Origin of the sequence: Bacillus sp. S10(2024), assembly GCF_050473865.1 — a bacterium.
Taxonomy (GTDB): domain Bacteria; phylum Bacillota; class Bacilli; order Bacillales; family Bacillaceae_G; genus Bacillus_A.
Window position 1 is genome coordinate 773,824 of the sequence record NZ_JBFLUR010000002.1, and the last position, 25,880, is coordinate 799,703.

Sequence of the window (25,880 nt, forward strand, 5' to 3'; positions counted from 1 at the left end):
TTTATGACATTTCCAATCCTAGAAACAGAACGTCTACGCTTAATCGAGATAAACGAAACCAACAGCCAAAATATATATGACATTTTTTCACTTGAAGAGGTAACACGTTACTATGGGATGAATCCTTTTAAAGAGAAAGAGCAAGCTGTTCAGATGATTAATTCTTTTGCGAAAAATTTTCAAGAAAAACGAGCAATTCGTTGGGGAATTGTTATAAAGGAAACCGGTGATTTTGTCGGAACAGTGGGTTTTAACAATTTACAAGTTTGGAGTAAACGAGCTGAGATAGGTTACGATATTCACTCTGCTTTTTGGAGAAAAGGGTATGCATCTGAAGCAGTAAAAGAAGTGTTAGCATATGGTTTTCAAGAGTTAGATCTATTTCGGATTGGAGCGATTACATATCCTGAAAATATGGCATCTTCACATTTGTTATTAAAATTAGGGTTTCAGAAAGAAGGATTATTAAGAGGTTATATTTATCAAGGAAACCAATCAATTGATGCTTTAGTTTATTCCATTTTGAAGACGGGTTGGAAGAAAGAGAGTAATCTTTAATGTTGAATATTTCCATCTTTCTCCGTATAAGCTAAAATAAAGTAAAACTTTCATTTTTGAGGACCTGGGGGACAAAGATAAAATATAAGGAATGATGTAAATGTGGAGAAAATTAGCAATTGTTGTTGTGTTATTAGGTTTAGCTGGCTATGCAGTCTATCAGCAGTTTGGGAAAGAGAAAGTAGAAGTTGCAGATAATCAAGAGCAAAGTACAGTGGATGAAAAAGAAGTAATTGCGCAAAATGGTATTGAAATTGGAAAAGTGGCACCTGATTTCGAATTGTCCAAGCTAGACGGTACTAAGGTAAAGCTTTCTGATTTAAAGGGTAAGAAGGTTATTGTGAATTTTTGGGCAACGTGGTGCGGTCCATGTCAAAGGGAAATGCCAGATATGCAGGAGTTTTATAGTAAATACCAGAAGGATGTAGAAATATTAGCAGTGAATTATACAGCGTCAGAGGGAACTGAAGGAAAAGAGAAGGTCCGAAAATTTGCAGAGGAAAAAGGGGTAACCTTTCCGATTCTTCTTGATACAGATATAAAGGTAACAACTACTTATAAAGTCATTACGATTCCAACGTCATATTTTGTTGATACAAAAGGTGTTATCCAAGATAAAATTATTGGACCGATGACGGTGAAGGAAATGGAGAAAAGAGTTGCAAATTTAAAGTAAAGATGCAAACAGGAATGGAATGTGTGCCATTCCTATTTTCTATTTAAAAGCCAATTCATTAAGTTATAATATAAATAAAAAGCTGAGGAGAAGGTTATGGGAACTTTTATAGGTGATTATGTTGTAATTGATTTTGAAACAACAGGATTCAATCCTTATCAAGATAGTATTATTCAAATGGCTGCAATTCGATATCGAAATCATATATGTACGGATCAATTTGTTTCGTATGTGAATCCAGAGAAAATGATTCCAAGTCGTATTACGATGTTGACGGGGATTCGGAATTTTGATGTTGCAGCTGCGCCGACAATTGATATTGTATTACCAGAGTTTGTTTCCTTTCTTGGAGAAGATACAATTATTGCTCATAATGCTTCTTTTGATATAAGGTTTTTAAAGAGTAATATGGAACGATTAAGACTTGGCACACCGAAAAATGTCGTGATTGATACACTTAGTTTAGCAAAACGATATATAAAACATGTACCAAACCATAAATTAGAAACTCTTAAACAATTGTTACAAATTGAAGTAGCCTCTCATAATGCATTAGATGATTGTCTCACTTGTGCAGCTGTATATCAAAAATGTGCAGAGCTAAAGGGTGGAAAAGTAAAAAAGGTAATTTCTGAAGGTGTAACAAAGGACGAAGAAAGAGCATATGAGATCGTAAAAGAAATACTGGAAAAGCATAATAAAGATACAACAGTGATTCGTCACGCCTGTGTCGGGAATTATTTGGACATTAAAGCAATGAGTTCCTTTGCAAGAATTAAGCTAAAGGGAAGAAAACGATACGTATTAATCAATAAAGAACAAGATGAAATAGTAGCATTGTATCCGAACGTTTTATGTGAGGGTGCTACGAAAAGTGAATGGGGCCTTACAAGAATCATGATTGATCAGCCTGAAGATTTAGTTGCTTTTGCAGATGTGATACTTGAAGCATATGAGACAGGAATGCAAACGTTGCAGCGTTCATAAAGAGAAGTTATGTGAATTGTATGTGCAAAAAATAAAATTTTCTCACAAATCTGATTAGGGTGTTTTTTTACTGTTCATACTAGTAATACGAAAGTGAGGGTGAACAGTATGAGACGAACACGACGAAAATCGTTTGAAGAACTTGTGAAAGAAAATAAACGGCAACTACTCAATGATCGTGATGCGATTGAACGGATTGAAGAAAAATTAGAAAAGCGTTACGAAATACGTATTTTTAAACAGGCTGAATAATTCTTACAACTAGAATGATACTAGTTGTAAGGAGGCGATATGATGGGTAATCCAAAGAAAAAACCACAAGATTTTGCACCAAATCAAATTGGGATGCAATCAAGAGCAGCAGGCGGTAATAAAGGAAAACAAATGCAAGATAAATCAGGGAAACAACCGATTGTTGATAACGGTTAAAAAGAGGGAGAATGGAATCATTCTCCCTCTTTTTTTGCATACATAATTACAGGTTTTTTTTACAAACTAATGTTGTATGTATTTTCAATAAAGGAGGAAGACAAGATGCCAGAACAATATAAAACAAGTCCAAACCCAGATGATCGCAGTGATAACGTTGAGAAATTGCAAGAGGCGGTATATAACACAATTGAAAATATGAACGAAGCAAGAGAAGCTGCCGAGTTCTCAAATAAGAAAGACCGCGCAGAAATCGAAGCGAAAAATGAGCGCCGCATGGAAAGTATTGAAGGAATGCGAAAAGAAATTAAAGAGGAATCTGCGTATCGTAATCAGTAAGAAAAGGCTGACAATTGTCAGCCTTTTTTTGTAATGGAAAAGTTTTCTGAAAGGAGTCGCCAATTTTGCGGGAAAGGTAAGCCGATTTTCCAATAACTGATACCGCGAATTCCTAGTTCTTTTATTAAATTAAACTTACTTTGAACAGATCTAGCATCTTCAAACCATACTTCATGTTTTACTCCATTTGCATCGTAATAATTGAAGTGAGGAGCTTGAGAAGTGAAGTCATATTGAATTGGGACATTGTATTTGCGGGCAAGTGCAACGGCAGCAATAGAACTAACTGCTTTTGCAGGAGGATTTCCTGGTTTAAACGGAACAATCCAATCAAATCCGTATAAGTTTTGCCCCATCATAATTTTCCGCGGCGGCATTTGTGATTTTGCATATTGAAGAACTTGTTTTACAGGACCAATTGGAGATACTGCAAGAGGCGGTCCACCTTGCCATCCCCAGTCGTATGTCATAATGACAACGAAATCAACAATTTCACCTTGTGCCTTATAATCATGAGCTGCAGCTGGACCTTTTTGAGTTGAACTTGTTTTTGGGACGACAGTTGTACTGAGTGTATATCCTTTTGGTAAACGTGTTTTTACTTTGCGTAAAAATTGATTATATGCTTCGCGGTCTGCTGGTGCAAAGTTCTCAAAATCGAAGTGGACATCACGCATGCCGTATTTTTGAGCGGTTTGTAAAATGTTTGTAATAAACGTATTTTGAATGGTTTCGTTGCGTAAAATAATGCTTGCTAACTCAGAGCTAAAACTTCCATTTTCAAGGTTTGTAATAACGAGCATTGGAATTGTCTGCCCTTGTTTTGCAATTGAGACGATTTCAGATGTTTGTGTGGGTTCTTTCAGTGTTCCATCACGTTTTGCTTCAAAACTAAAGTAGGCCAAATAGGTTAAATATGAATTGATCGCTTTGGTGGAAGCAATTAAGCTTTCTTTAATCGGAATTGTGGATGGTTGTAAATAGGCAATGGATTCAATAATTTTTTTTGTTCCTTTTGGTACATATAATTGCTGTCCGACTTGGAGTGGGGATTTTAATGATAAATGATTCACTTTTGCTAAACTGGCAAGAGGTACGTTGTAGGTTAAGGAAATTTTATATAAGCTATCGCCAGGTTGTACATAGTAGGTATTTCCATGTGTATTCACAATTAATGCTTGCCCCACGACGAGTGTTTCACCTGGGTTTAATCCATTATCTTTTACAATTATTTCTGCTGTTGTTCCGTACTGCTTAGCTAATTTATACACGTTATCTCCGCTTTGTACAGTTATGATTTGTAGCATATGCTCACTCCTTTAAGGAAAAAAGATCCGCCGCTTCTATTTTATTTTCAGATTCTCTGTATTATGATTAAAGGTGTAGAAAGAAATGCAAGCGAGAAGGAGTTAACATGATGTTTATAGCAGAACAGGAGATTGACATCCGTTATGCAGAGACAGATCAAATGGGTGTCGTGTACCACGCAAACTATTTAGTATGGTTAGAACTTGGCCGTACGAAATTAATTCAAGACTTAGGGTTTTCGTATGTTGAAATGGAGAATGATGGAATTGTATCTCCTGTACTTGATTTGCAAATTACATATCGAAAAGCAATGCGTTACGGAGAAAAAGCTATTGTGAAAACATGGGTGGAGTCTGTGAGCCCACTACGTGTTGTATATGGCTATGAAATTTATAATGGAAACGGTGAGCGTTGTATTACAGCATTTACAACGAATATTTGCGCGAAAAAAGAAGGTTTTCGTCCAGTGTCATTTAAAAAATTGTACCCAAAATGGTATGAGATGTATGAGAAGATTAAAAAGCAATAAAAAAACGTGGCGTAGGCCACGTTTTTTATTTTACATAATGAAATTGCGGGAACTCATCATCAGCGCTAAGTGTAACAGACAAGTCATGACCATCAAAGAACCATTCATCATCGCCTTCAATAAAGAAAGTAATACCATCTTCTTGGAATTGTACGACAGGAGTAGCAGGATCGTCTTTACGAATTCCTAAAGAAAGACCTTTTTGAACGGTACTACATCCACCGTATTGTACGAAAAAGCGAAGACTATCACCGGTTTGTAAACCAAGCTCGTTTTTATACCAGTTTAGTGCTTCTTTTGATACTGAAATGTTCATCTAGTATTCCTCCAACATAATCACTTTTTCTTTTAGTATAAAAAATAACGCAAAAAGACGCCATTTATATGCTTCGCGTTTTCTTTTTGCGTTATGTGGGTCACAATCTTATTTTTGTTTTTTTGTTAATTTTGCTTTTGGTTCTGTTTTATTTATAATTCGTCCAATATTTGCACGGTGTCTATAAATAACCATTCCAGCCAATAAGCACATGGCAATAATGAAGATTTTATCCCCGTTTATAAGTGCTGCAATAACAGCGAAGACGGCTGTTATCATAGAAGAAAGTGATACATATCTCGTCGTAAATAATAGGGTGAAAAAGATAGCCGCTAATATTACAAAGGAAAGTGGTGCGTAGCATAATAATACACCGGCAGAAGTAGCAACTGCTTTTCCACCGCGGAACTTTGCAAAGATGGGGTATACATGTCCTACCACTGCAGCTAATCCAAACCATAGGGGATGGATATTTAACCCAAACATGATCGGTAGCGCTGTAGCCAAAGTCCCTTTTAAAATATCAGCAATTGTAACAATAAAACCTGCCTTTTTCCCTAATGTACGAAATGTATTCGTTCCTCCTAAATTTCCGCTGCCGTGTTCGCGAATGTCGATTCCATAACCAATCTTTCCAACAACAAGTGCAGATGGAATCGAGCCGAGTAAATAGGCAACGATAAATACAAGATATGTAAGCATAAGTTCAGTCTCCTTTATTCAAATGTGTTGATAAAGGGTAAAAAGAGTTTTTCCCGTATATTGTACCACACATTTGTAAAGATCACATTTCTTTTTTGTAAGGTAAAATTTCAACTCGGAAATATGAGGAAAAATGGATTCAAAAGATCTTAAAAAAACTTTCACAAGAATGTTACATTTTTCACAGATTCACTCTTACTATATGTTGTATCATTTTGATAGTAAATGAACAAGATGTTGTTGGGGGTTAAGGAATGAATCAAGAAATGAAAAAAAATAGTGAATATGATGAGAATCTAAAGGGGATTTTCGCGAAAATTGTTCATGCAAATGAACAAGATTTAATGCAAGAAAATGCAAATGTTGATGGTCGATCTCCAATGGGAATGATGGGAAAATTTGCTTCTGAAAGTGCAAGGTATTATGCGATAGAAGAACTGCTTTCTGAGAAAGTGAAACAAGCAATTGATCAAAATATTTTATATCCGCATGACTTAGATTTTTATGCAACAGGTACGACAACCTGTTCGCAAATTCCGTTAGCGCAAATGCTGCAAAACGGGTTTCATACAGGGCACGGGCATATGAGGCAGCCACAAGATATTAAAAGTGCATTGGCGCTTTCTTCTATTATTTTTCAAGCGAATCAAAATATGCAGCATGGTGGACAATCATTTGCGCTATTCGATGTAGATTTGGCGCCATATGTGAGAAAAACGTTTGAGCGACATAAAAAACGTTTAGCAACATATCCGTTAACAGCTGAGCAAATAGAAGAGTTTGCGTGGAAAGAAACAGAAAATGATACGTATCAAGCATGTGAGGCGTTTATTCATAATTCGAATAGTATGCATAGCAGAGGTGGGGGGCAAGTTCCGTTTATTTCCATTAATTACGGAACAGATACAACAAAAGAAGGAAGATTATTAATTAAACAATTATTACGAGCGACTCAAGCTGGATTAGGAAAAGGAGAAACACCAATTTTTCCGATTCAAATCTTCAAGTTAAAAAAGGGAGTAAATTTTGAAGAGAAAGATCCAAATTATGACTTGTTTCAATTAGCAATAGAAACGACAGCGAAACGATTATTCCCAAATTTTTCATTTTTAGATGCGCCATTTAATGCAGCGTATTATGATGGACGTCCTGAAAGTGAAGTGTGTTATATGGGGTGTCGTACGCGTGTTATGTCTAATATTCATGGGGAAGAAACTGCGATTGGAAGAGGGAATTTATCGTTTACTTCTCTTAACTTAGTGAAATTAGCGTGTATAAGTGGATCGAAAGAAGCATTTTTTGAAGCCTTAAATTATTATGTGGATCTAGGTATTTGTCAATTATTAGAGAGGCTTTCCTATCAATCAACGAAAAAATCAAGAGATTTTCAATTTTTATATTCGCAAGGAGTATGGCGTGGCGGTGAAAAATTGAAGCCTGAGGATGCTGTTGCTGAAATTTTAAAACAAGGTACATTAAGTATAGGTTTTATAGGTCTAGCGGAATGTTTAGTTGCTTTAACGGGAAAACATCATGGAGAAGACAAAGAATCTTGGAAGCTTGGATATGAGATTATTGAATATATGAGAAAGAAAATGGATCAAGCAACAGAGGAACATCAATTGAATTTCTCATTAATTGCAACTCCGGCAGAAGGATTATCTGGAAAGTTTATCAAACAAGATCGAGCTGAATTTGGAACAATTACAGGTGTAACAGATCATAATTTTTATACAAATTCATTCCATATCCCTGTTTATTATCCTATTCAAGCCATTGATAAAATTCGTTTAGAAGGACCATTTCACGCGCTTTGTAATGGTGGTCATATTACGTATATTGAGCTTGACGGAGCGGCTATTCATAATCAAAAAGCATTACAGCAAATTGTGAAGGCAATGGCTCAATATGGCGTAGGGTATGGATCAATTAATCACCCGGTCGATCGCTGTAAATGTTGTGGTTATCATGGGATAATTGGAAATGAATGCCCAAGCTGTGGGAATGAAAATGAACATGACTTTGAAAGAATTCGCCGCATTACTGGATATCTTGTAGGAGACATGTCAAAGTGGAACAGCGCGAAACGCAGTGAAGAAAAGGAGCGGGTGAAACATTCATGAGAGTAATGAACATCATTCATGATAGTGTGGTAGATGGGGAAGGGTTGCGGACAGTCGTATTTTTTGCGGGCTGTCCGCATCGTTGTTTTGGCTGTCATAATCCACAGTCTTGGAATATTTGTAATGGGACTGAGATGACAAAAGAAGAAATAATAAATGAGATTGAAAAAAATCCCCTTACTGATGTAACATTTTCAGGTGGAGATCCATTTTTCCAAGCTGCTGAAATAAAAGAACTAGCAAAAAACGTGAAAGATTTACAAAAAAATTTATGGATTTATACAGGTTATACGTTTGAAGAGATACAGAATTCGCAAAATAATGATATGATAGAGTTATTGCACTATGCTGATGTGCTAGTAGATGGAAGATTTGAGCTAGAGATGCGAGATCTCACCCTGCCGTTTCGAGGGAGCTCGAATCAACGTATTATTCGATTGAAAGAGTAAAAGGACGGGATAGGATTGAATAAGACAGTTTTACTTGTTGAAGATGAAAGAAGATTACGAGAAATAGTTAGTGATTATTTTCGTAATGAGGGATTTGAAGTGATCGAAGCAGAAGATGGCAAGCAAGCATTAGAACTGTTTGCGGAGCACACTGTGGATTTAATTATATTAGATATAATGTTACCAGAAATTGACGGTTGGTCTGTATGTAGACGTGTAAGAAAGGAATCAGCTGTACCGATTATTATGCTAACAGCTCGCTCCGATGAAGATGATACTTTACTTGGTTTTGAACTAGGAGCGGATGAATATGTAACAAAACCGTTTAGTCCGAAGATTTTAGTTGCTCGTGCCAAAACATTATTAAAGCGTGCAGACGGTGCAGTAGGGCAAGCGGAGGAAAATACGCTTTCATTTGCTGGTATCGATGTGAATCGTTTGTCACGTACGGTAACGGTAAATGGTGAAGAAGTAATATTAACACATAAAGAATTTGAGTTGCTTGTTTACTTAATGGAGAATAAAGGAATTGTATTATCTCGTCAGCATTTGTTAGATCAGCTTTGGGGATATGATTATTTCGGAGATGATCGTACAGTCGATACGCATATTAAGAAACTTCGCAATAAGTTAGGTGATAAAGCAACACATATTAGTACAGTTATTCGTGTAGGATACAAATTTGAAGAATAAAACATCTGTTCCCAATTAAGCATCATTATATTCATTGCATGTACAATTTTTTGTATCTTTGTCTACAATGAATATGATAGTATTTTTTTGTTTGGATTTCACGATGAGTTCACAGAAAGGACACACATCGTGTATATACTAAAAATACGATATCAGCAGAGAGGGGATAAGTAAATTATGGGATACTATGACCAACCAGAAACGAATGAAACTCGGACGGAAATTGTAAAATCAAAAAGCAAAAAAGGATATTTTTTCACGGGGGTTGTCGGTGCTGTCATCGGTGCCGTTACAATTAGCGTTGCAACTCCGTATATGCCTTGGGTAAGTAACAGTGTAGTTTCACAATCAAAAGTAGAGGGAACAGTGGTTCCAGTTGTGAATAAAACAAAAGGTGAAACGGATCTTCCTGGTATGATTGAAGGATCAAAAGAAGTAGTTGTTGGTGTAATTAACTATCAAAAAACTGTAGATCCATTTTCCGCTGATCAGCAAGGGCAAGAAGCTGAGGCGGGATCAGGATCAGGTGTAATTTATAAAAAAGTTGGAAATAAAGCACTTATTGTAACGAATAACCATGTTGTAGATGGTGCGAATAAATTAGAAGTAAAGTTAAGTAACGGAACAAAGGTTGAAGCGAAATTAGTAGGGAAAGATCCATTGTTAGATCTTGCTGTTGTTGAGATTGATGGGAAAAACATTAACAAAGTTGCAACTCTAGGAAATTCAGATAAAATCCGTGCAGGAGAATCTGCAATCGCAATTGGTAACCCGCTTGGTTTTGATGGAAGTGTAACAGAAGGGATTATCAGTAGTAAAAATCGTGAAATTCCAGTTGATATTAACAATGACAAACGTCCTGATTGGCAAGCGCAAGTAATTCAAACGGATGCAGCGATTAACCCAGGGAATAGCGGCGGTGCATTATTTAATCAAAATGGTGAAGTAATCGGTATTAACTCTAGTAAAATTGCACAGCAAGAAGTAGAAGGAATTGGCTTTGCGATTCCAATCAATGTGGCAAAACCAGTTATTGATTCCCTTGAAAAATTTGGTGAAGTAAAACGACCTGTAATGGGTGTTGGAGTAAGGGGTCTTGAGGAAATTCCAAGCTATGCATTAAGTCAATTGAAATTACCGAAAGATGTAACAGGCGGGGTTCTGTTAGCACAGGTTGATCCAGCATCACCAGCAGAAAAAGCAGGATTGCAAAAGTATGATATTGTTGTTGGCTTTGATGACCAAAAAATAGAAAATGCAGTTCAATTCCGTAAATATTTATATGAGAAGAAAAAAGTTGGCGATAAAATCGAAGTGACAGCGTATCGAAATGGTGAGAAAATAAAGAAAACAGTCACATTAGCTGCTACTGCTAACTCGAATTAATAAAGAAAGTCTCTTTCATGTTGAAAGAGACTTTCTTTATCGGCTATACTAAATGAACAGGAGGGATTACATATGACTATTGAAAATCCAACTCGTACGGAAATTGGAGAGGTTTTAAAAAATAGTAAGACGATTGCAGTTGTCGGATTATCTGCTAATCCGGAACGTACTTCCTATATGGTGTCAAAAGCGATGCAAGATGCAGGATATCGTATTATTCCTGTTAACCCAACGGTAGATACTGTATTGGGAGAAAAGGCGGTAAAATCGCTAGCTGAAATAAAAGAACCTGTTGATATCGTCAATGTATTTCGTCGTTCTGAATTTTTAATGGATGTTGCAAAAGAGTTTGTGCAGATTGAAGCGAGTACATTTTGGGCACAATTAGGTTTACAAAACGAAGAAGCATATCATTTTTTGAAAGAAAAAGGTTATACTGTCATTATGAATCGCTGCATTAAAGTTGAACATGCAATGACAAGATAAAGTGAAACTTTAATCAGAGGGGGGAGATTTATCCCCCGCTGATTACTGTCCGCGAATAGCGGGATAAGTCTTATTTGTGAAGTTTATTGAATTCCTATTCATTCAATAGGGAAAAGCAGATGAACGAGGTGTTCATCATGAAGTTTTTTAAAGGTTGTTTTTGGGGATTGCTGCTTGTTACTCCATTTTGGATGATTATCATTTTGTTGATTTTAAAATGGTGGAGTATGTAGTTGTTTTGGAATACATATCCATATTTCGTTGACAAACGATTACTTTTCTGAAATAGTAGCGTAGAGGAATCCTTGTGACAAACAAGGATTTTTCTTATGAAAATAGTATATGAAAGACATAACGTGACTTGCCAAAAGCAAGGAAAAGGCGTTATTCTATAATAAGAAACATATGTTCTGATTTTTTGGATAGGAAGGGGCAAGGAGTTTGGCTAAGCGTCAGTTTCAATATGATGAAGATGCAATTCAAGTGCTAGAGGGGCTTGAAGCCGTTCGGAAACGCCCGGGTATGTATATCGGGAGTACGGATAGCCGCGGATTACATCATTTAGTATATGAGATCGTAGATAATTCCGTTGATGAAGCATTAGCGGGTTTTGGCGATGAAATTAAAGTGATAATACATAAAGATAATAGTATAAGTGTAGTAGATAAAGGGCGTGGTATGCCGACAGGAATGCATAAGCTCGGAAAACCTACACCAGAAGTTATTTTAACTGTACTTCATGCTGGTGGTAAATTTGGACAAGGTGGTTATAAAACGAGCGGTGGCTTACACGGTGTTGGTGCTTCAGTTGTAAACGCGCTGTCTGAATGGCTTGTTGTTACAATTAAACGAGATGGTTACGTATACGAACAACGATTTGAAAAAGGGGGTGTTCCAGTTACAACTCTTGAAAAAATTGGAAAAACAAGAGATACTGGAACAACAATTCATTTTAAACCAGATCGAACAATTTTTAGCACAACGAATTATAACTATGAAACGTTATGCGAAAGATTACGTGAATCAGCCTTTTTATTAAAAGGTATGAAAATTGTACTTCAAGATAAACGTAATGATTTGGAAGATGTTTTTCATTATGAAACAGGAATTGAAGCGTTTGTTTCATATTTAAATGAAGAGAAAGACTCTTTACACCCGGTTGTATATTTTACTGGAGAGCAAAACGGTATAGAAGCAGAATTAGCTTTTCAATTTAATGATGGGTATTCTGAGAACATTCTTTCTTTTGTAAATAATGTACGTACGAAAGATGGCGGTACGCACGAAGCTGGGTTTAAAACAGCGATGACTCGTGTTTTTAACGAGTATGCACGTAAAGTTTCGTTGTTAAAAGAGAAAGATAAAAATTTAGAAGGAACAGATATTCGTGAAGGATTAGCTGCAATTGTTTCCATTCGTGTTCCAGAAGAGTTGCTTCAATTTGAAGGGCAAACGAAAGGGAAACTTGGAACAAGCGAAGGGCGTTCAGCTGTTGATGCTGTTGTATCAGAGCACTTAGCATATTTTTTAGAAGAAAATCCAGATGTGGCAACGCTTCTTGTGAAAAAAGCAGTCAAAGCAGCACAAGCACGCGAGGCAGCAAGGAAAGCACGTGAAGAAGCACGAGGTGGTAAGAAGAAAAAACGTTCAGAAGGAACATTAAGTGGTAAGCTGACACCAGCACAATCACGTAATCCGCAAAAGAACGAGCTATATTTAGTAGAGGGCGATTCCGCAGGTGGTTCAGCAAAGCAAGGTCGTGATCGTCGTTTCCAAGCTGTCCTGCCACTTCGCGGTAAAGTAATTAATACAGAGAAAGCTAAACTAGCGGATATTTTCAAAAATGAAGAGATTAACACGATTATTTATGCGATTGGCGGCGGTGTTGGAGCAGAATTTTCAGTTGAAGATATCAACTATGACAAAATTGTTATTATGACCGATGCAGATACAGATGGAGCACACATTCAAGTGCTACTATTAACATTCTTCTATCGTTATATGAAACCACTTATTGAAGCTGGGAAAGTATTCATTGCACTTCCTCCTTTATATAAAGTAAGTAAAGGAACAGGAAAGAAAGAAGTCATTGAATATGCTTGGTCAGATGAAGAGTTAGATGGCACGATCCAGAAGGTTGGTAAAGGTTATACAATTCAGCGTTATAAAGGTCTTGGTGAAATGAATGCAGATCAATTATGGGAAACAACGATGAATCCAGAGACGCGCACATTAATCCGCGTGAAAATTGATGATGCTGCAAGAGCAGAACGACGCGTGACAACATTGATGGGTGATAAAGTAGAGCCCCGCCGTAAGTGGATTGAACGCAATGTTCAGTTTGGTATGCAAGAAGAAGGTAATATTCTAGAAAATGAAATGATTATGGCAACGGAGGTGGAATAACATGCAGGCAGAGAAGTTTCATGACCTCCCGCTTGAAGACGTGCTCGGCGATCGCTTTGCACGTTATAGTAAATATATTATTCAAGATCGTGCGCTTCCAGATGCGCGAGACGGTTTAAAACCAGTACAACGCCGCATTTTATATTCCATGTATGTGGAAGGAAATGTTCACGATAAACCATTTCGTAAATCGGCAAAAACAGTTGGTAACGTAATTGGTAACTATCATCCCCACGGTGATTCTTCCGTGTATGAAGCAATGGTGCGTTTAAGTCAAGATTGGAAAGTACGAAACGTATTAGTTGAAATGCATGGGAATAATGGTAGTGTCGATGGTGATCCAGCAGCAGCAATGCGTTATACAGAAGCTCGTTTATCACCGATTGCTTCTGAGTTATTGCGTGATATTGATAAAGAAACAGTGGAATTTGTTTCAAACTTCGATGATACAAGTGAAGAGCCGGTTGTATTACCAGCTATGTTTCCCAACCTTTTAGTGAACGGATCTACGGGAATTTCAGCTGGTTATGCAACTGAAATTCCACCGCATCATCTTGGGGAAGTTATCGATGCTACGATGATGCGCATTGATAAACCAAACTGTAATGTCGAGGAGTTATTAACTGTCATCAAAGGACCAGATTTCCCAACAGGCGGAATTATTCAAGGCCTTGATGGTATTAAGAAGGCGTATGAAACAGGAAAAGGAAAAATTATCATTCGCGGTAAAGCAGAAGTGGAAACAATTCGCGGCGGAAAACAGCAAATCGTTATTACAGAAATTCCTTATGAAGTAAACAAAGCGAATCTTGTTAAGAAAATGGATGAACTTCGTTTAGATAAGAAGTTAGATGGAATTGCTGAAGTACGTGATGAAACGGATCGTACTGGTCTTCGAATTGTTATTGAATTGAAAAAAGATGCAAATGCAGAAGGTATTTTAAATTACTTATATAAAAATACAGAACTGCAAATACCATACAATTTCAATATGGTAGCGATTCATAATCGCCGACCAACCTTGATGACACTTCCTAAAATTTTAGATTCTTATATTGGGCATCAGAAAGAAGTTGTAACACGACGCTCACAGTACGAATTAAACAAGGCAGAAAAACGTCAACACGTTGTTGAAGGTTTAATGAAAGCTCTCTCTATTTTAGATGAAGTCATTGAAACAATTCGTGCTTCAAAAGATAAGCGTGATGCGAAAGATAACTTAATTGCGAAATTCTCATTTACAGAAGTACAAGCAGAAGCAATTGTGTCGCTTCAATTGTACCGTTTAACAAATACAGATATTACAGCTCTAGAAAAAGAAGCTGATGAATTACAAAAGAAAATTGAAGAGCTAAAGGCCATTCTACAAAGTGAGAAGAAGCTTCTTCAGGTAATTAAAACAGATTTGAAGAGAGTTAAGAAAACGTTTAGTAACGATCGTCGTTCTGTTATTGAAGAAGAAATCGAAGAAATTAAAATTGATGTTGAAGTCATGATTCCACAAGAAGATGTGATTGTAACAGTAACAAAGGAAGGGTATGTAAAGCGTACAAGTTGGCGTTCTCATAATGCTTCCAATGGAAAAGATTTTGGTATGAAAGAAGGCGACTTATTATTAGATCGTTTTGATACGAATACAACGGAAATAATTCTCTTATTTACAAACAAAGGGAATTATATTTATCTTCCAGTTTACGAAATGCCGGATATTCGTTGGAAAGACCTAGGACAGCACGTTGCGAATATTGTCTCACTTGACCGTGATGAAACGCTCGTCTTTGCAACTGTTGTTCCGAATTTTGAGGAAGAGAAGCGATTTATTACGTTTGTCACTAGAAATGGCATGATTAAGAAAACAGAATTGAATCAATATAAAGTGCAGCGTTATTCACGTGCATTTGTCGCGGTTAATGTAAAGAAAGATGATGAAGTCGTCGATATTTTTGTTACAGATGGAACGCAAGATATTCTTCTTGCTACGCATGGTGCCTATGCACTTATTTTCAATGAAGAAGAAGTAAGCCCAGTTGGTGTACGGGCAGCTGGTGTGAAAGGAATGAATGTGAAGGAAGATGATTACGTTGTATGCGGTCTTCCTGTTAATTCTGAGAAAGATGGGCTCGTTCTTATTACACAACGGGGTGCGGTAAAACGATTAAAGGCAGCAGAAATTGAAAAATCAACAAGAGCAAAACGGGGCCTTGTTATCTTTAAAGAATTGAAAAAAAACCCATATCGAATTGTCGGTGTGGAAGTCGTTCGAGATGATGAAGTCGTTTGTATGCGGACAGAAAAACAAATCATAGAACAAATAGATCCGCAAACACTTCGGAATAAAGATCGTTATAGTAACGGAAGCTTATTAATAGATGTAAGTGATGTTGGCCTTGTTGTCGAAACGTGGTCGCATAAGAAGAAACAGTAAGAAGACGCCCGACTTATATAATAAGTCGGGCATTTTTGTCTAAATTTGTATAAGGAATAGTAGTTGTACAAATAAAACACTTCTATTATTATTTAACTAAATATTTAAAAAATTTAGAAAAATAAAATTACGGAGGTGTATGAGTGAGAAAACAAAAAAATTTCGCTTTCTTTCTATCGGCGGTGTGTATGTTTGGTTTATTAACAGGATGCAGTGATAAAACAAATGGTAATACCGATACAGCAAGTACGAGTGGCGGTGGTGGAAAGGTTATAAAAATAGCGACGCAATCACCACTTTCTGGTGGTTCTGCAACGCAAGGAGAAGCAATTAAACTTGGTGCGCAATTGAAAATAGAAGAACAAAAAGAAGAGTTTAAAAAGTTAGGATATGAACTAAAGTTTGTGCCATATGATGATCAAGCGGATCCGAAAAAAGGCGTTGCAAACGCACAAATTATTGGTGCCGATAAAGAAATGCTTGGTGTCGTTGGACATATGAATTCAGGAGTTGCAATCCCATCTTCTGAAGTGTATGAAAAAAATAATGTTGTTATGGTATCACCTACAAATACTGCTGTTGAAGTAACGGATCGTAATTTGAAAGTAGTAAATCGTATTTGTACAAGAGATGATTTTCAAGGTCCTGCCGGGGCAGAGTTTGCATTGAAAACATTGAAGGCAAAAAGCGTCTTTATTATTGATGATAAAACAGCTTATGGAACAGGTTTAGCTAAAGCATTTAAAACAGAAGTTGAAAAATTAGGTGGAACCATAGCGGGTTATGAATCTATTACGGTCGGAGAAAAAGATTTTAACGGTGTGTTAAATAAAGTACTCGCAAAAAAACCTGATTTAATTTATTTTGGTGGTCTTTATGCAGAAGGTGGACTGTTAGTGAAGCAAGCTCGTGAAAAAGGCCTTATGGTTCCGTTTATGGGCGGTGATGGTATGGATTCAGCGACGATGGTAGAAATTGCAGGTAATTCTATTGAAAATACGTATTATACTTCTATCGCTGCTGACCCGAAAACGACGGAAAAAGGAAAGAAGTTTGCAGATGATTATAAGAGAAAATTTAATAAAGAGGTAGAAGGATATTCAGCTTATGGATATGATGCTGCGGGTGTACTACTGCAAGGAGTGAAAGGTGCGATTAAAGCAAATAACAACAAAATGCCAACAAGGGAACAAGTGCGTGACACTGTTCGGAAAACAAATAGTTTTGAAGGAGCGGTAACAAACGTAGGGTTTGATAGCAAGGGGGATAATAAATTTGCAAAAGTATATATTTATAAATTTGCAGAGAAAAAATATCCAGGAAGACAAGAAGGAGAAGTAGAGAAAAAGTAAGATGATATGGGTACGGTGCTTATGTTCCGTACCTTTTTTAGAGAAAAATAAAGGGGAGGAATTTCTATGTTCGGAGAAATCATGCATACCCTTCCTCAAGTGCTAATTGATGGATTAACACTTGGTGCAGTGTATGCAGTTGTCGCATTAGGATATACGATGGTTTATGGGATATTAGAACTTATTAATTTTGCTCATGGAGAAATTTTTATGACGGGTGCTTTTATTGGTACAACAATTTTTCTTGTTTTTATGGGGTTTGGCCTAATGACGGTTATGCCAGCTTTGTTAGCATTGTTACTTGTTTTAGTTGTAACATCTCTAATAACGGGTTTTCTTGGGATGGGCATTGAAAGGGTTGCGTATCGACCGCTTCGAAAAGCGCCGAAACTGATTACGTTAATTACAGCAATTGGTGTTTCTTTTCTATTGCAAGATATCGTTCGCTTTATTGCTGAATTAAAAAAAGGAAATTACATTATAACAGGTCCTACTTTATTCACTGATCAAATTACAGTACAGGCTTCAGCAATTATGTCCTCTTTTAATAACGCCAAGCTTAAAACATCCTCACTTATTCTACTCGTTCTTGCGGTTATTATGATGCTCTCTTTAGACTTTTTCGTCAATAAAACAAAATGGGGAATGGCGATGCGTGCTGTTGCACAAGATCGTGATACTGCTTCATTAATGTCAGTAAATGTGAATAAGGTAATTTCTCTTACGTTTTTTATCGGTTCCGCACTTGGCGGAGCAACAGGTGTTTTGTTTGCTGTACAATATGGAACAATAGATCCATACATTGGATTTATTTTAGGGTTAAAAGCCTTTACAGCAGCGGTTTTAGGAGGGATTGGTAATATTCGAGGTGCAATGGTTGGTGGTATTTTGCTTGGACTACTAGAAATGTTCGCCGCTGCAAATTTATCTATTTTATCTTCTGGAATATTGGGAGCTGAATATAAGGATGTATTTGCCTTTGGAATTTTAATTCTTGTTTTAATTTTTAAACCAGAAGGCATTTTCGGCAAAGCAATTGCCGAGAAAGTGTAGGTGATCATAATGAGAAAACAGTTAGAAATGATAAGGGAAAATACGAAGATGCAACTTATACTATTAGTCCTTTATATGGGGATAACTGCTGCAAGTTTATATTTTGCACAAAAGTCAGTAACGGCATTTCTACTATTATTATCGTCTCTTTTATTATTGTATTATACAAATTTGCATAGTAAATGGAAATGGTTAATAGGATTATTTGTGTTAGTTATATTGCTTCCATTCACAGCAAGCGGTGGTCCTGCTTATCAGTCATATATGGAAGTGGCAACATTAGTTGGAATTTATATTGCTATGGCGCTGGGGTTAAATATCGTTGTCGGCTTTGCGGGATTGCTAGATTTAGGATTTGTTGCTTTTTTTGCAATAGGAGCTTACACATACGGTATTTTTGCAACAGTACAAGCAAATAATTTTATGCCATTTGGTCATTACCCATTGTCAGGAGAAAGTTTTTGGATTTTTATTTTACTAGGCGGTTTTATTGCGGCAGTGTTTGGGGTCCTACTAGGCATCCCGGTGTTACGTGTAAAAGGCGATTATTTAGCGATTGTGACACTTGGATTCGGGGAGATTATTCGTATTATTTTTAATAATTTAGATAAACCAGTCAATATTACGAACGGTGCAATGGGGTTATCTTCTGTAAAACCACCTTCTTTATTCGGGTTTACGTTTTTGCAATCGAGTCAAGTGTATTACATTGTGCTTATTATTTTACTATTCGTAATCTTTATTGTAAAACGATTAGAGTTTTCGAAAATAGGTCGCTCGTGGAAGGCAGTTCGTGAAAATGAAATTGCAGCTCAAGCGATGGGGATTCCGCTTGTGAAAACAAAGCTGCTAGCGTTTGCAATCGGTGCTTCATTTTCTGGAATGATGGGTGTTGTCTTTGCTGCAAAACAAACTTTTGTTGATCCAACAAGTTTTACATTACTAGAATCGATTACTATTCTAGTTATGGTATTGCTTGGTGGTATGGGGAGTGTACCAGGGGTAATTTTAGGAGCTGCTGTTATGACAATTTTAAATTTACAAGTACTTACTGAACTAACAAACTGGTTAAATCAATTAAACTTAAGTGGAACGATTGCGATTCCGGATGCACTTTCTCCGGCCAAAATGCAGCGCTTCATCTTTGGAGGTATTTTAATCTTATTTGCTTTGTATCGACCACAAGGGCTCATCCCTGCAAAAAATCGGAAATTTAATGAAGAGCAGCTGAAAAAAGACGGGATAAAACAAATCGAATCACAAAAACAAAAAGAGAATGTATTTGGAGCCTAGGGGTGAGTATATGACGATTTTAACAGTTCAAAATATTACGAAGCGGTTTGGCGGACTTGTTGCAGTGAAAAATGTTGATATGAAAGTAAAAAAAGGATCGATTACAGCTATAATTGGACCGAACGGAGCAGGGAAAACGACGTTCTTTAATATGGTAACTGGTGTGTATAAGGCAGATGAAGGGGACATTCTACTTGGAGAAGAAAAGATAACTCATTTGAAGCCGCATGATATTTCAAAGTATGGTATTGCTCGCACGTTTCAAAATATTCGTCTTTTTAACAATATGACAGTACTTGAAAATGTGATGGTAGGACTTCACAATCATCTGAAAAGTAACCTGTTAGGGGTTTTGTTACATTTGCCAGCGGTAAAGAGAGAAGAAGAACGAGCGCAGCAGAAAGCATATGGGCTTTTAGAATATGTTGGTTTAGCCCACTTATTAAATGAAGAAGCGCAAAATTTATCGTACGGGGCACAGCGTCGCCTTGAAATTGCTAGAGCGCTTGCAGCGAAACCGCAAGTATTACTATTGGATGAGCCAGCGGCCGGAATGAACCCAAAAGAAACGAAAGAATTAACAGCTCTTATTTATCGTATGCGTGAAGAACTGGACATAACAATTGTATTAATTGAACATGATATGAAACTTGTCATGGAGATTTCCGAGCATATCATTGTATTAGATCACGGTGAAAAAATTGCAGAAGGAAGCCCGGACGATATTCGGAACAATCCAAAAGTTATTGAAGCGTATTTAGGAAAAAGTGCCGTGTTAGAGAAGTAATGCGGAATAAAGTAAAAAAATGATGTGAAATTCTTCGGAAAAGATAAAAAAGGAGGGAAGTATTTTGCTAGAGCTTATCAATATAAATGCGTATTATGGTGGGATTCACGCGTTAAAAGGCGTTAATATTTCTGTAGGAAAAGGCGAAATTGTAACACTTATCGGATGCAATGGAGCTGGAAAATCCACGACATTAAAGACGATTAGTGGCCTTGTTATACCAAAGTCAGGCGAAATTTCGTTTGAGGGTAAACAGATTACGAAACAATCCCCGCACATAACGGCTTTATCAGGAATTGCTCATGTACCAGAGGGAAGACGTATTTTTTCGCGCTTAACAGTAAAAGAAAATTTAGAGATGGGAGCATTTTCAGTAAAGGATAAGAGAATAGTGAAGGAACGGATGGAGCGTACCTTTCACTATTTCCCAAAGTTGAAAGAACGGCTAGAACAAAAGGGCGGTACGATGAGTGGCGGGGAACAACAAATGCTTGCAATTGGACGTGCGCTCATGAGCGGGCCTCATTTACTTATGTTAGATGAGCCTTCAATGGGACTTGCGCCAATTATTGTTGAACAAATCTTTGAAATTATTTCAGAACTTAATAAAGAAGGAATGACGATTCTACTTGTTGAACAAAATGCGTATCAAGCGTTGCAGATTGCGCATCGTGGATACGTGATTCAGACAGGAGAAATTAAAATGGTAGGAGAAGGGAAAGCACTGATGCATAATGAATTTGTGAAAGAAGCGTATTTAGCTTAATATGAGGGCTACCCTAAGTAGGGTGGCTTTTTTGCATGTTCATCTATGTTGCCATTATAAAAAGCAAGATATTATGTAGAAATAAGATAAGTTGGTATAATAAAAGTCATCATATTGCATACATAATTTGGAGGGGTTTTATGAACAAAATAGGTGTTGGGATTGTAGGTTACGGTTTTTCTAGTACAACATTCCATATTCCACTACTACAAACAATCGAAGACTACGAAATCCGTGCGATCGTTTCTTCACAAGAAGAGAAAGTAAAAGCATCATTTCCACATGTTGAAGTTGTTACAACAATTGACGAGCTTGTAATGCAAGAGAACATTGATCTTATTATCATTACATCACCTAACACAACGCACTTTGAATATGCAAAAAAAGCAATTCTCCGCGGTAAACATGTAGTCGTTGAAAAGCCTTTTGTCGTTTCTGTTGAAGAAGGGGAAGAATTGATAAAGCTAGCGAAACAGCATGACGTTGTATTAAGTGTCTATCATAACCGCCGCTTGGATAACGATTTCAGAACGGTTCAAAAACTATTACAAGAAGATACAATTGGAAAAGTTTATACATATGAAGCTCATTTTGATAGATTTCGTCCGAATGTTCGCGATCGTTGGCGAGAACATAAATTACCAGGGTCAGGAATGTTGTTTGATTTGGGTTCACATCTCATTGATCAAGCGTTATATCTATTTGGAATGCCGAGAGCAGTTTATGCAGATGTTATCAATCAGCGCCCAGAATCGCAAATAGATGATTATTTTCATATCATTCTTCATTACGAAGAAATGCGTGTTATTCTTCATAGCAGTAGTCACGTTAAATATGCGGGACCACATTTTAGCATTCACGGTGAAAAAGGCTCGATCGTGAAATATGGAATGGATTCCCAAGAAGATCAACTAAAGGTAGGAATGAAGCCTGGTGATGAAGGATATGGAGAAGATGCTATGCAGATGTATACTGTTCTTTCTACAGAGGAACAAGAGATTCGTGTTCCAACAGAAATAGGGTGTTATGAGAACTATTATAAAAGTGTCCGAGATGCGATACTGAAACAAGAAATGCCACCTGTTACAGCAGAGGAAGCTCTAAATGTAATTCGTGTTATTACGGCTTGTTTACAAAGTAGTCAGCAAGGAATAATAGTGAAATGGTAGAGTCAGTGCATGCACTGACTCTTTTTCTATGTTAGTTGCTAGCAAATCGTGTCGGAATGATACGAGAAAACGCTAACGATTTTTATTGTACATCTTTTATGTATAGATTAATATTTTAAATATTAAAAATATTGAAAAGCAGGAGGGTTACTGTGAAGAAAAAGATATCGCTTTTGTTATCAAGTGTTTTATTAGCGGGAATGATGGCAGGGTGTACGGGTAAAGGAGATGATAATTCAGCCTCTACGAAAAATGAAGCAAGGACAAGTAAAGTAATTAAAATTGCCTCTGAATCCCCTCTTTCAGGTGGATCGGCTGCGTTTGGAGAATCTATTAAGCTTGGAACACAGCTTGCAGTAGAGAAACAAAAAGAAGAGTTTAAAAAATTAGGTTTTGAATTACAATTTGTTCCGCAAGATGATCAAGGTGACCCGAAAAAAGGGGTTGCTAATGCTCAGTCTGTCGCGGCTGATAAAGAAGTTTTAGGCGTTGTTGGACATTTAATGTCAGGTGTATCAATTGCCGCTTCAGAAACGTATGAGAAAGCAAATCTTGTTATGGTATCACCATCAAGTACGGCAGTTGAATTAACAGAACGTGGATTAAAGACTGTTACACGCCTTGTTGCAAGAGATGATTTCCAAGGTCCGGCGGCAGCGAAATATGCGCTTGAAACAATAAAGGCAAAAAATATTTTTGTAATTCAAGATAAAACGGCATATGGTACAGGGTTAGCTGACGCATTTAAAAAAGAAGCAGAAAAGCTAGGAGCAAAAATTGTCGGTTATGAAGGGATTACAGTTGGTGAGAAAGATTTTAGTGGTGTGTTAAACCAAGTTGTCGCGAAAAAGCCAGATCTTGTGTATTTTGGTGGTATGTATTCAGAAGGATCAGTTTTAGTAAAGCAAGCACGTGAAAAAGGAGTTACAGCACCAATTATGGGTGGTGACGGTATTGATTCTCCAACAATGGGAGAAGTTGCAAAAGATGGATTAAAAGATACGTATTATACCACAGTAGCGACAGCACCAACAGTTACAGAGAAAGGGAAAACATTTGTAACAGAATATAAAGAGAAGTTCAAAAAAGATGTAGAAGCATACTCTGCATATGGATATGATTCAGCTGGCGTTATTTTACAAGGAATAAAAGATGCTATTAAGAAAAATGACGGTAAGTATCCAACACGTGAACAAGTACGCGATGCGGTTCGGGCTATAAAAGAATACGATGGCATAATTACGAAAGTAGCTTTCGACGATAAAGGTGATAACAAATATGCTAAAGTTTACATTTATAAGTACGAAGGTGCGAAGTATCCAGGAAAGCAAGAAGGAGAGGTAAGTAAATAATGGAAAAACCCGGCATCTGATATTATCCCCTTTAAGTAGACATTCAAAAAAACCTTCATGATAAGATGAAGGAAAGAATGAAACTTGGAGGGGATTTTTCTATGAAGAAAAAGGGACAACAATTTCAATCTAAACTCAATTAGCGTGCGCTGATTGAGTTTAGACACGCACTATCTGCATAGCTTTCTATATTGTCTACTTGACAGGGATAAGACTAACACCAATATAAATAAAAAGGAAAAGCCGCTCATTTTTAGATGGGCGGCTTGTTCTTTAAATCTATTAAAATGTTACGCTTGTGCTATAATAGCAGTATTTCCGTCAGCTTCATTACTTACTATATGACCGCCAGGATCTTTTACAGCTTTATTACTTACCATACCACCGTCTCCTCTATTATCAGCAGGAAACCAAATTTTTCCATGTGCATAAGCCAAGTCAGGTCTTTGTGGTGCTCCACCTGTGTCTCCTTTATTGAATCCTATAAATCCAGCTGTTATAGATACCACAAATGTACAACCTATTGTTGTTAAGAGGACTTTTTTCATCATTTTAATGCTCCTTTTTCCATTTGTTTTTGTTGTGCTGCCTTACTCATACGATAATATTTGCTTGCTTGTTTATAGTTGTTTTCATTATAAAATTTATCGGCTAAACGATCTGTATATTCTTCAATACAGTCAAATAATTTTTCTTTTTCAAAGTACGCAATTCCTTCTAAAACAGCTTTTTCTAATGTATCTGTATTTGTATTCATTTCTTTTAAAATCATAAAACGATATTGATATTCTCGATTTTTCAAATGATTACAGATGTATAACCCTTTTTCTATTAATAGTTCAGCTATATTTAGATGATTTAATTTCAAATTTTCATCAGCTTCTAAATACAATGCTCGGAAATGATTTGGAGATTTCTTTGTTACTTCTGATAGGTGACGAAGTGCTAATTCTGATAAATTTTGATTTGCATAAAGTAATCCTAAGTTGTTGCGTACCATAAGGCTATATTTTGCATGATTTATTTTTTGGAATAAATTTAATGCTGTATTTAATGCTTCTTCAGCTAATTCAAATTGTTTTAAATCGATACAACATAGTCCATATATATTTTCACATAAAGCAAGATTAATCTCATATCCATCCTGTTTAGAAAATTCTTCTTTTGCATTTCGAATACAATCGATGGATTTGAGGTGTTGATATGAATGATAATAAAATTCTCCTAAACGATAATGAAACTCAGCTTTTTCAAAAGGATTTACAATGTATTGTAATAGTGTTTCGGCTTTATCAAACTGTTCTTTTGCTTCAGTATAGTTAGTAATAAGTCTTAAGTGAAGAGCTTTGAAGAAATGATAATAATATGCTAAAAATTTATCTGTTGGAATTTCAAAGGATTCTACTTGATCAAAACTGTCTTCTTTAATTGAAACCCAATCAGTTAGAACATTGTAGCGAAAATTCAATAATGCATGATACAAAGATACATTATAGTCTGTTTCTGTATTATTAAATTTATTATCAATTTCTTGCTTTAATTTTGTTGCTTTTGAAACTTGTTGCTGTAACATGGCTTGATGCCAATCGTTAAGCAATTTTGTAATCTGCTCATTCCCCTTCATTTGAATGTTCATAATATCCTCCTTATCCATATATTATTGGTTAAATATTAACATAATTTGGATAAACAAAATAAAAGAATTTCTATTTTTTCAAGAATAAATATAATATTCAGACTTTTATCCTTTTAGATTGGACATTTTTTCTAAAATACTTGAAAAGAGGCCTTAAATTTCTTGAGAAAATAGTTGCAATTCATCAGATGCGGAAATAGGCATAAAAAAACGCTATCCTTTCTGTATATTTCTACAAAAAGAATAGCGTTTTTTTGATTATATGGATACAAATTTATCTTAGCTTGATAGCAATGCGGCTGTATGCCTAAAGGAGTATGAGTCGGGATTATTGGATACGTTTTTATGAAGTGACTACAAAGGTCATCTCATTAAAAAAGGTTATGATATGAAAGAGTTTTTAAGTAACCTAGTTTTTTAAGTATTCTTTTCAAGAATGCATTTTAATTAATGTAAATAATATAATTCTACAAAAAAGTGTATCTTCATTTGTTCATAAAATACGTTATGATCTATGTAGAATTTTTCTCGTTTATTTTTCTTAAAGCATCTCGACTTCCCACAAGATATTGTTTCTTTTTTAATGATTTTTGGTGTTAATTCATCTAACAAATAGAAATTATTCCGTATAATCCCAAAAAATTGACCATTTCTTACCAT

26 protein-coding genes are annotated in these 25,880 nt (G+C 36.3%); 21 read left to right on the plus strand and 5 right to left on the minus strand.

The features are described 5' to 3' along the window. Nucleotides 1-3: 3 nt before the first annotated feature. The 6 genes from AB1280_RS03975 (at nt 4) to tlp (ending at nt 2,989) form a co-directional block, all read left to right on the plus strand. Nucleotides 4-558, plus strand: a complete 555-nt coding sequence (locus AB1280_RS03975; protein ID WP_429754937.1) for a GNAT family N-acetyltransferase — start codon at nt 4-6, stop codon at nt 556-558. A 100-nt stretch (nt 559-658) separates the two neighbouring features. Next, nucleotides 659-1,234, plus strand: a complete 576-nt coding sequence (locus tag AB1280_RS03980) for a peroxiredoxin family protein (protein ID WP_272191476.1) — start codon at nt 659-661, stop codon at nt 1,232-1,234. 96 nt (nt 1,235-1,330) lie between these two features. Then, nucleotides 1,331-2,221: a 3'-5' exonuclease gene (locus AB1280_RS03985; protein WP_272191477.1), complete on the plus strand. Its 891-nt coding sequence runs from the start codon at nt 1,331-1,333 to the stop codon at nt 2,219-2,221. 108 nt (nt 2,222-2,329) lie between these two features. Next, nucleotides 2,330-2,473, plus strand: coding sequence for an FbpB family small basic protein (locus AB1280_RS03990; RefSeq protein WP_090913336.1), 144 nt, complete (start codon nt 2,330-2,332; stop codon nt 2,471-2,473). Between the two features lie 42 nt (nt 2,474-2,515). After that, a complete protein-coding gene (locus AB1280_RS03995; protein WP_272191479.1) occupies nt 2,516-2,650 on the plus strand; it encodes an acid-soluble spore protein N in 135 nt (44 codons plus the stop codon). Between the two features lie 105 nt (nt 2,651-2,755). Continuing rightward, nucleotides 2,756-2,989: a small acid-soluble spore protein Tlp gene (gene tlp, locus AB1280_RS04000; protein ID WP_429754938.1), complete on the plus strand. Its 234-nt coding sequence runs from the start codon at nt 2,756-2,758 to the stop codon at nt 2,987-2,989. 17 nt (nt 2,990-3,006) lie between these two features. Here tlp and AB1280_RS04005 read toward each other — a convergent pair whose 3' ends face one another. Then, nucleotides 3,007-4,296, minus strand: coding sequence for a glycosyl hydrolase family 18 protein (locus tag AB1280_RS04005; protein ID WP_429754939.1), 1,290 nt, complete (start codon nt 4,294-4,296; stop codon nt 3,007-3,009). Between the two features lie 110 nt (nt 4,297-4,406). Between AB1280_RS04005 and AB1280_RS04010 the strand changes: the two genes are divergently transcribed. Next, on the plus strand, nt 4,407-4,826 hold the full coding sequence (locus AB1280_RS04010) for an acyl-CoA thioesterase (RefSeq protein WP_272191482.1): 420 nt from the start codon (nt 4,407-4,409) through the stop codon (nt 4,824-4,826). Nucleotides 4,827-4,851: 25 nt separating this feature from the next. Here AB1280_RS04010 and AB1280_RS04015 read toward each other — a convergent pair whose 3' ends face one another. Further along, on the minus strand, nt 4,852-5,142 hold the full coding sequence (locus AB1280_RS04015) for a HesB/YadR/YfhF family protein (RefSeq protein WP_098918374.1): 291 nt from the start codon (nt 5,140-5,142) through the stop codon (nt 4,852-4,854). Nucleotides 5,143-5,250: 108 nt separating this feature from the next. Then, nucleotides 5,251-5,844, minus strand: a complete 594-nt coding sequence (gene plsY / locus AB1280_RS04020; RefSeq protein ID WP_272191483.1) for a glycerol-3-phosphate 1-O-acyltransferase PlsY — start codon at nt 5,842-5,844, stop codon at nt 5,251-5,253. Nucleotides 5,845-6,110: 266 nt separating this feature from the next. Here plsY and AB1280_RS04025 point away from each other — a divergent pair, with 266 nt between their 5' ends. The 14 genes from AB1280_RS04025 to AB1280_RS04090 all read left to right on the plus strand — a co-directional run bounded on the left by AB1280_RS04025 (nt 6,111) and on the right by AB1280_RS04090 (nt 23,584). After that, nucleotides 6,111-7,967, plus strand: coding sequence for an anaerobic ribonucleoside triphosphate reductase (locus tag AB1280_RS04025; protein ID WP_272191498.1), 1,857 nt, complete (start codon nt 6,111-6,113; stop codon nt 7,965-7,967). Beyond that, nucleotides 7,964-8,416, plus strand: coding sequence for an anaerobic ribonucleoside-triphosphate reductase activating protein (gene nrdG, locus AB1280_RS04030; protein ID WP_272191484.1), 453 nt, complete (start codon nt 7,964-7,966; stop codon nt 8,414-8,416). The genes AB1280_RS04025 and nrdG overlap by 4 nt, the downstream gene beginning before the upstream one ends. Nucleotides 8,417-8,431: 15 nt before the next feature. Beyond that, complete coding sequence (locus tag AB1280_RS04035; RefSeq protein ID WP_272191486.1) at nt 8,432-9,109, plus strand: response regulator transcription factor; 678 nt, start codon at nt 8,432-8,434, stop codon at nt 9,107-9,109. 177 nt (nt 9,110-9,286) lie between these two features. Then, nucleotides 9,287-10,495, plus strand: a complete 1,209-nt coding sequence (locus AB1280_RS04040; RefSeq protein ID WP_429754940.1) for a S1C family serine protease — start codon at nt 9,287-9,289, stop codon at nt 10,493-10,495. Nucleotides 10,496-10,567: 72 nt separating this feature from the next. Beyond that, the gene (locus AB1280_RS04045) at nt 10,568-10,981 is read left to right on the plus strand and encodes a CoA-binding protein (RefSeq protein WP_272191488.1); all 414 of its coding nucleotides are present in this window, start codon (nt 10,568-10,570) and stop codon (nt 10,979-10,981) included. 441 nt (nt 10,982-11,422) lie between these two features. After that, on the plus strand, nt 11,423-13,387 hold the full coding sequence (parE, locus tag AB1280_RS04050; protein WP_272191489.1) for a DNA topoisomerase IV subunit B: 1,965 nt from the start codon (nt 11,423-11,425) through the stop codon (nt 13,385-13,387). Nucleotide 13,388: 1 nt separating this feature from the next. Continuing rightward, entirely contained in the window at nt 13,389-15,812 is a 2,424-nt protein-coding gene (gene parC / locus AB1280_RS04055) for a DNA topoisomerase IV subunit A (protein WP_429754941.1), read from the plus strand. A 143-nt stretch (nt 15,813-15,955) separates the two neighbouring features. Next, a complete protein-coding gene (locus tag AB1280_RS04060) occupies nt 15,956-17,164 on the plus strand; it encodes a branched-chain amino acid ABC transporter substrate-binding protein (RefSeq protein ID WP_272191491.1) in 1,209 nt (402 codons plus the stop codon). Between the two features lie 66 nt (nt 17,165-17,230). Beyond that, nucleotides 17,231-18,217, plus strand: coding sequence for a branched-chain amino acid ABC transporter permease (locus AB1280_RS04065; RefSeq protein WP_272191492.1), 987 nt, complete (start codon nt 17,231-17,233; stop codon nt 18,215-18,217). A 9-nt stretch (nt 18,218-18,226) separates the two neighbouring features. Beyond that, a complete protein-coding gene (locus AB1280_RS04070; RefSeq protein WP_429754942.1) occupies nt 18,227-19,510 on the plus strand; it encodes a branched-chain amino acid ABC transporter permease in 1,284 nt (427 codons plus the stop codon). A gap of 10 nt (nt 19,511-19,520) precedes the next feature. Continuing rightward, a complete protein-coding gene (locus AB1280_RS04075) occupies nt 19,521-20,297 on the plus strand; it encodes an ABC transporter ATP-binding protein (RefSeq protein ID WP_429754943.1) in 777 nt (258 codons plus the stop codon). Between the two features lie 64 nt (nt 20,298-20,361). Next, nucleotides 20,362-21,063 (plus strand): ABC transporter ATP-binding protein, encoded by a 702-nt coding sequence (locus AB1280_RS04080; protein WP_429754944.1) that lies wholly within the window; start codon nt 20,362-20,364, stop codon nt 21,061-21,063. Nucleotides 21,064-21,203: 140 nt separating this feature from the next. Beyond that, nucleotides 21,204-22,232 (plus strand): oxidoreductase, encoded by a 1,029-nt coding sequence (locus tag AB1280_RS04085; protein WP_429754945.1) that lies wholly within the window; start codon nt 21,204-21,206, stop codon nt 22,230-22,232. Nucleotides 22,233-22,432: 200 nt separating this feature from the next. Then, complete coding sequence (locus AB1280_RS04090; protein ID WP_429757264.1) at nt 22,433-23,584, plus strand: branched-chain amino acid ABC transporter substrate-binding protein; 1,152 nt, start codon at nt 22,433-22,435, stop codon at nt 23,582-23,584. A 290-nt stretch (nt 23,585-23,874) separates the two neighbouring features. On the opposite strand, the gene AB1280_RS04095 is transcribed toward AB1280_RS04090, so the two are convergent. Beyond that, a complete protein-coding gene (locus AB1280_RS04095) occupies nt 23,875-24,132 on the minus strand; it encodes a hypothetical protein (protein WP_429754946.1) in 258 nt (85 codons plus the stop codon). Then, on the minus strand, nt 24,132-25,220 hold the full coding sequence (locus tag AB1280_RS04100) for a hypothetical protein (RefSeq protein ID WP_429754947.1): 1,089 nt from the start codon (nt 25,218-25,220) through the stop codon (nt 24,132-24,134). The genes AB1280_RS04095 and AB1280_RS04100 overlap by 1 nt, the downstream gene beginning before the upstream one ends. Nucleotides 25,221-25,880: the final 660 nt, after the last annotated feature.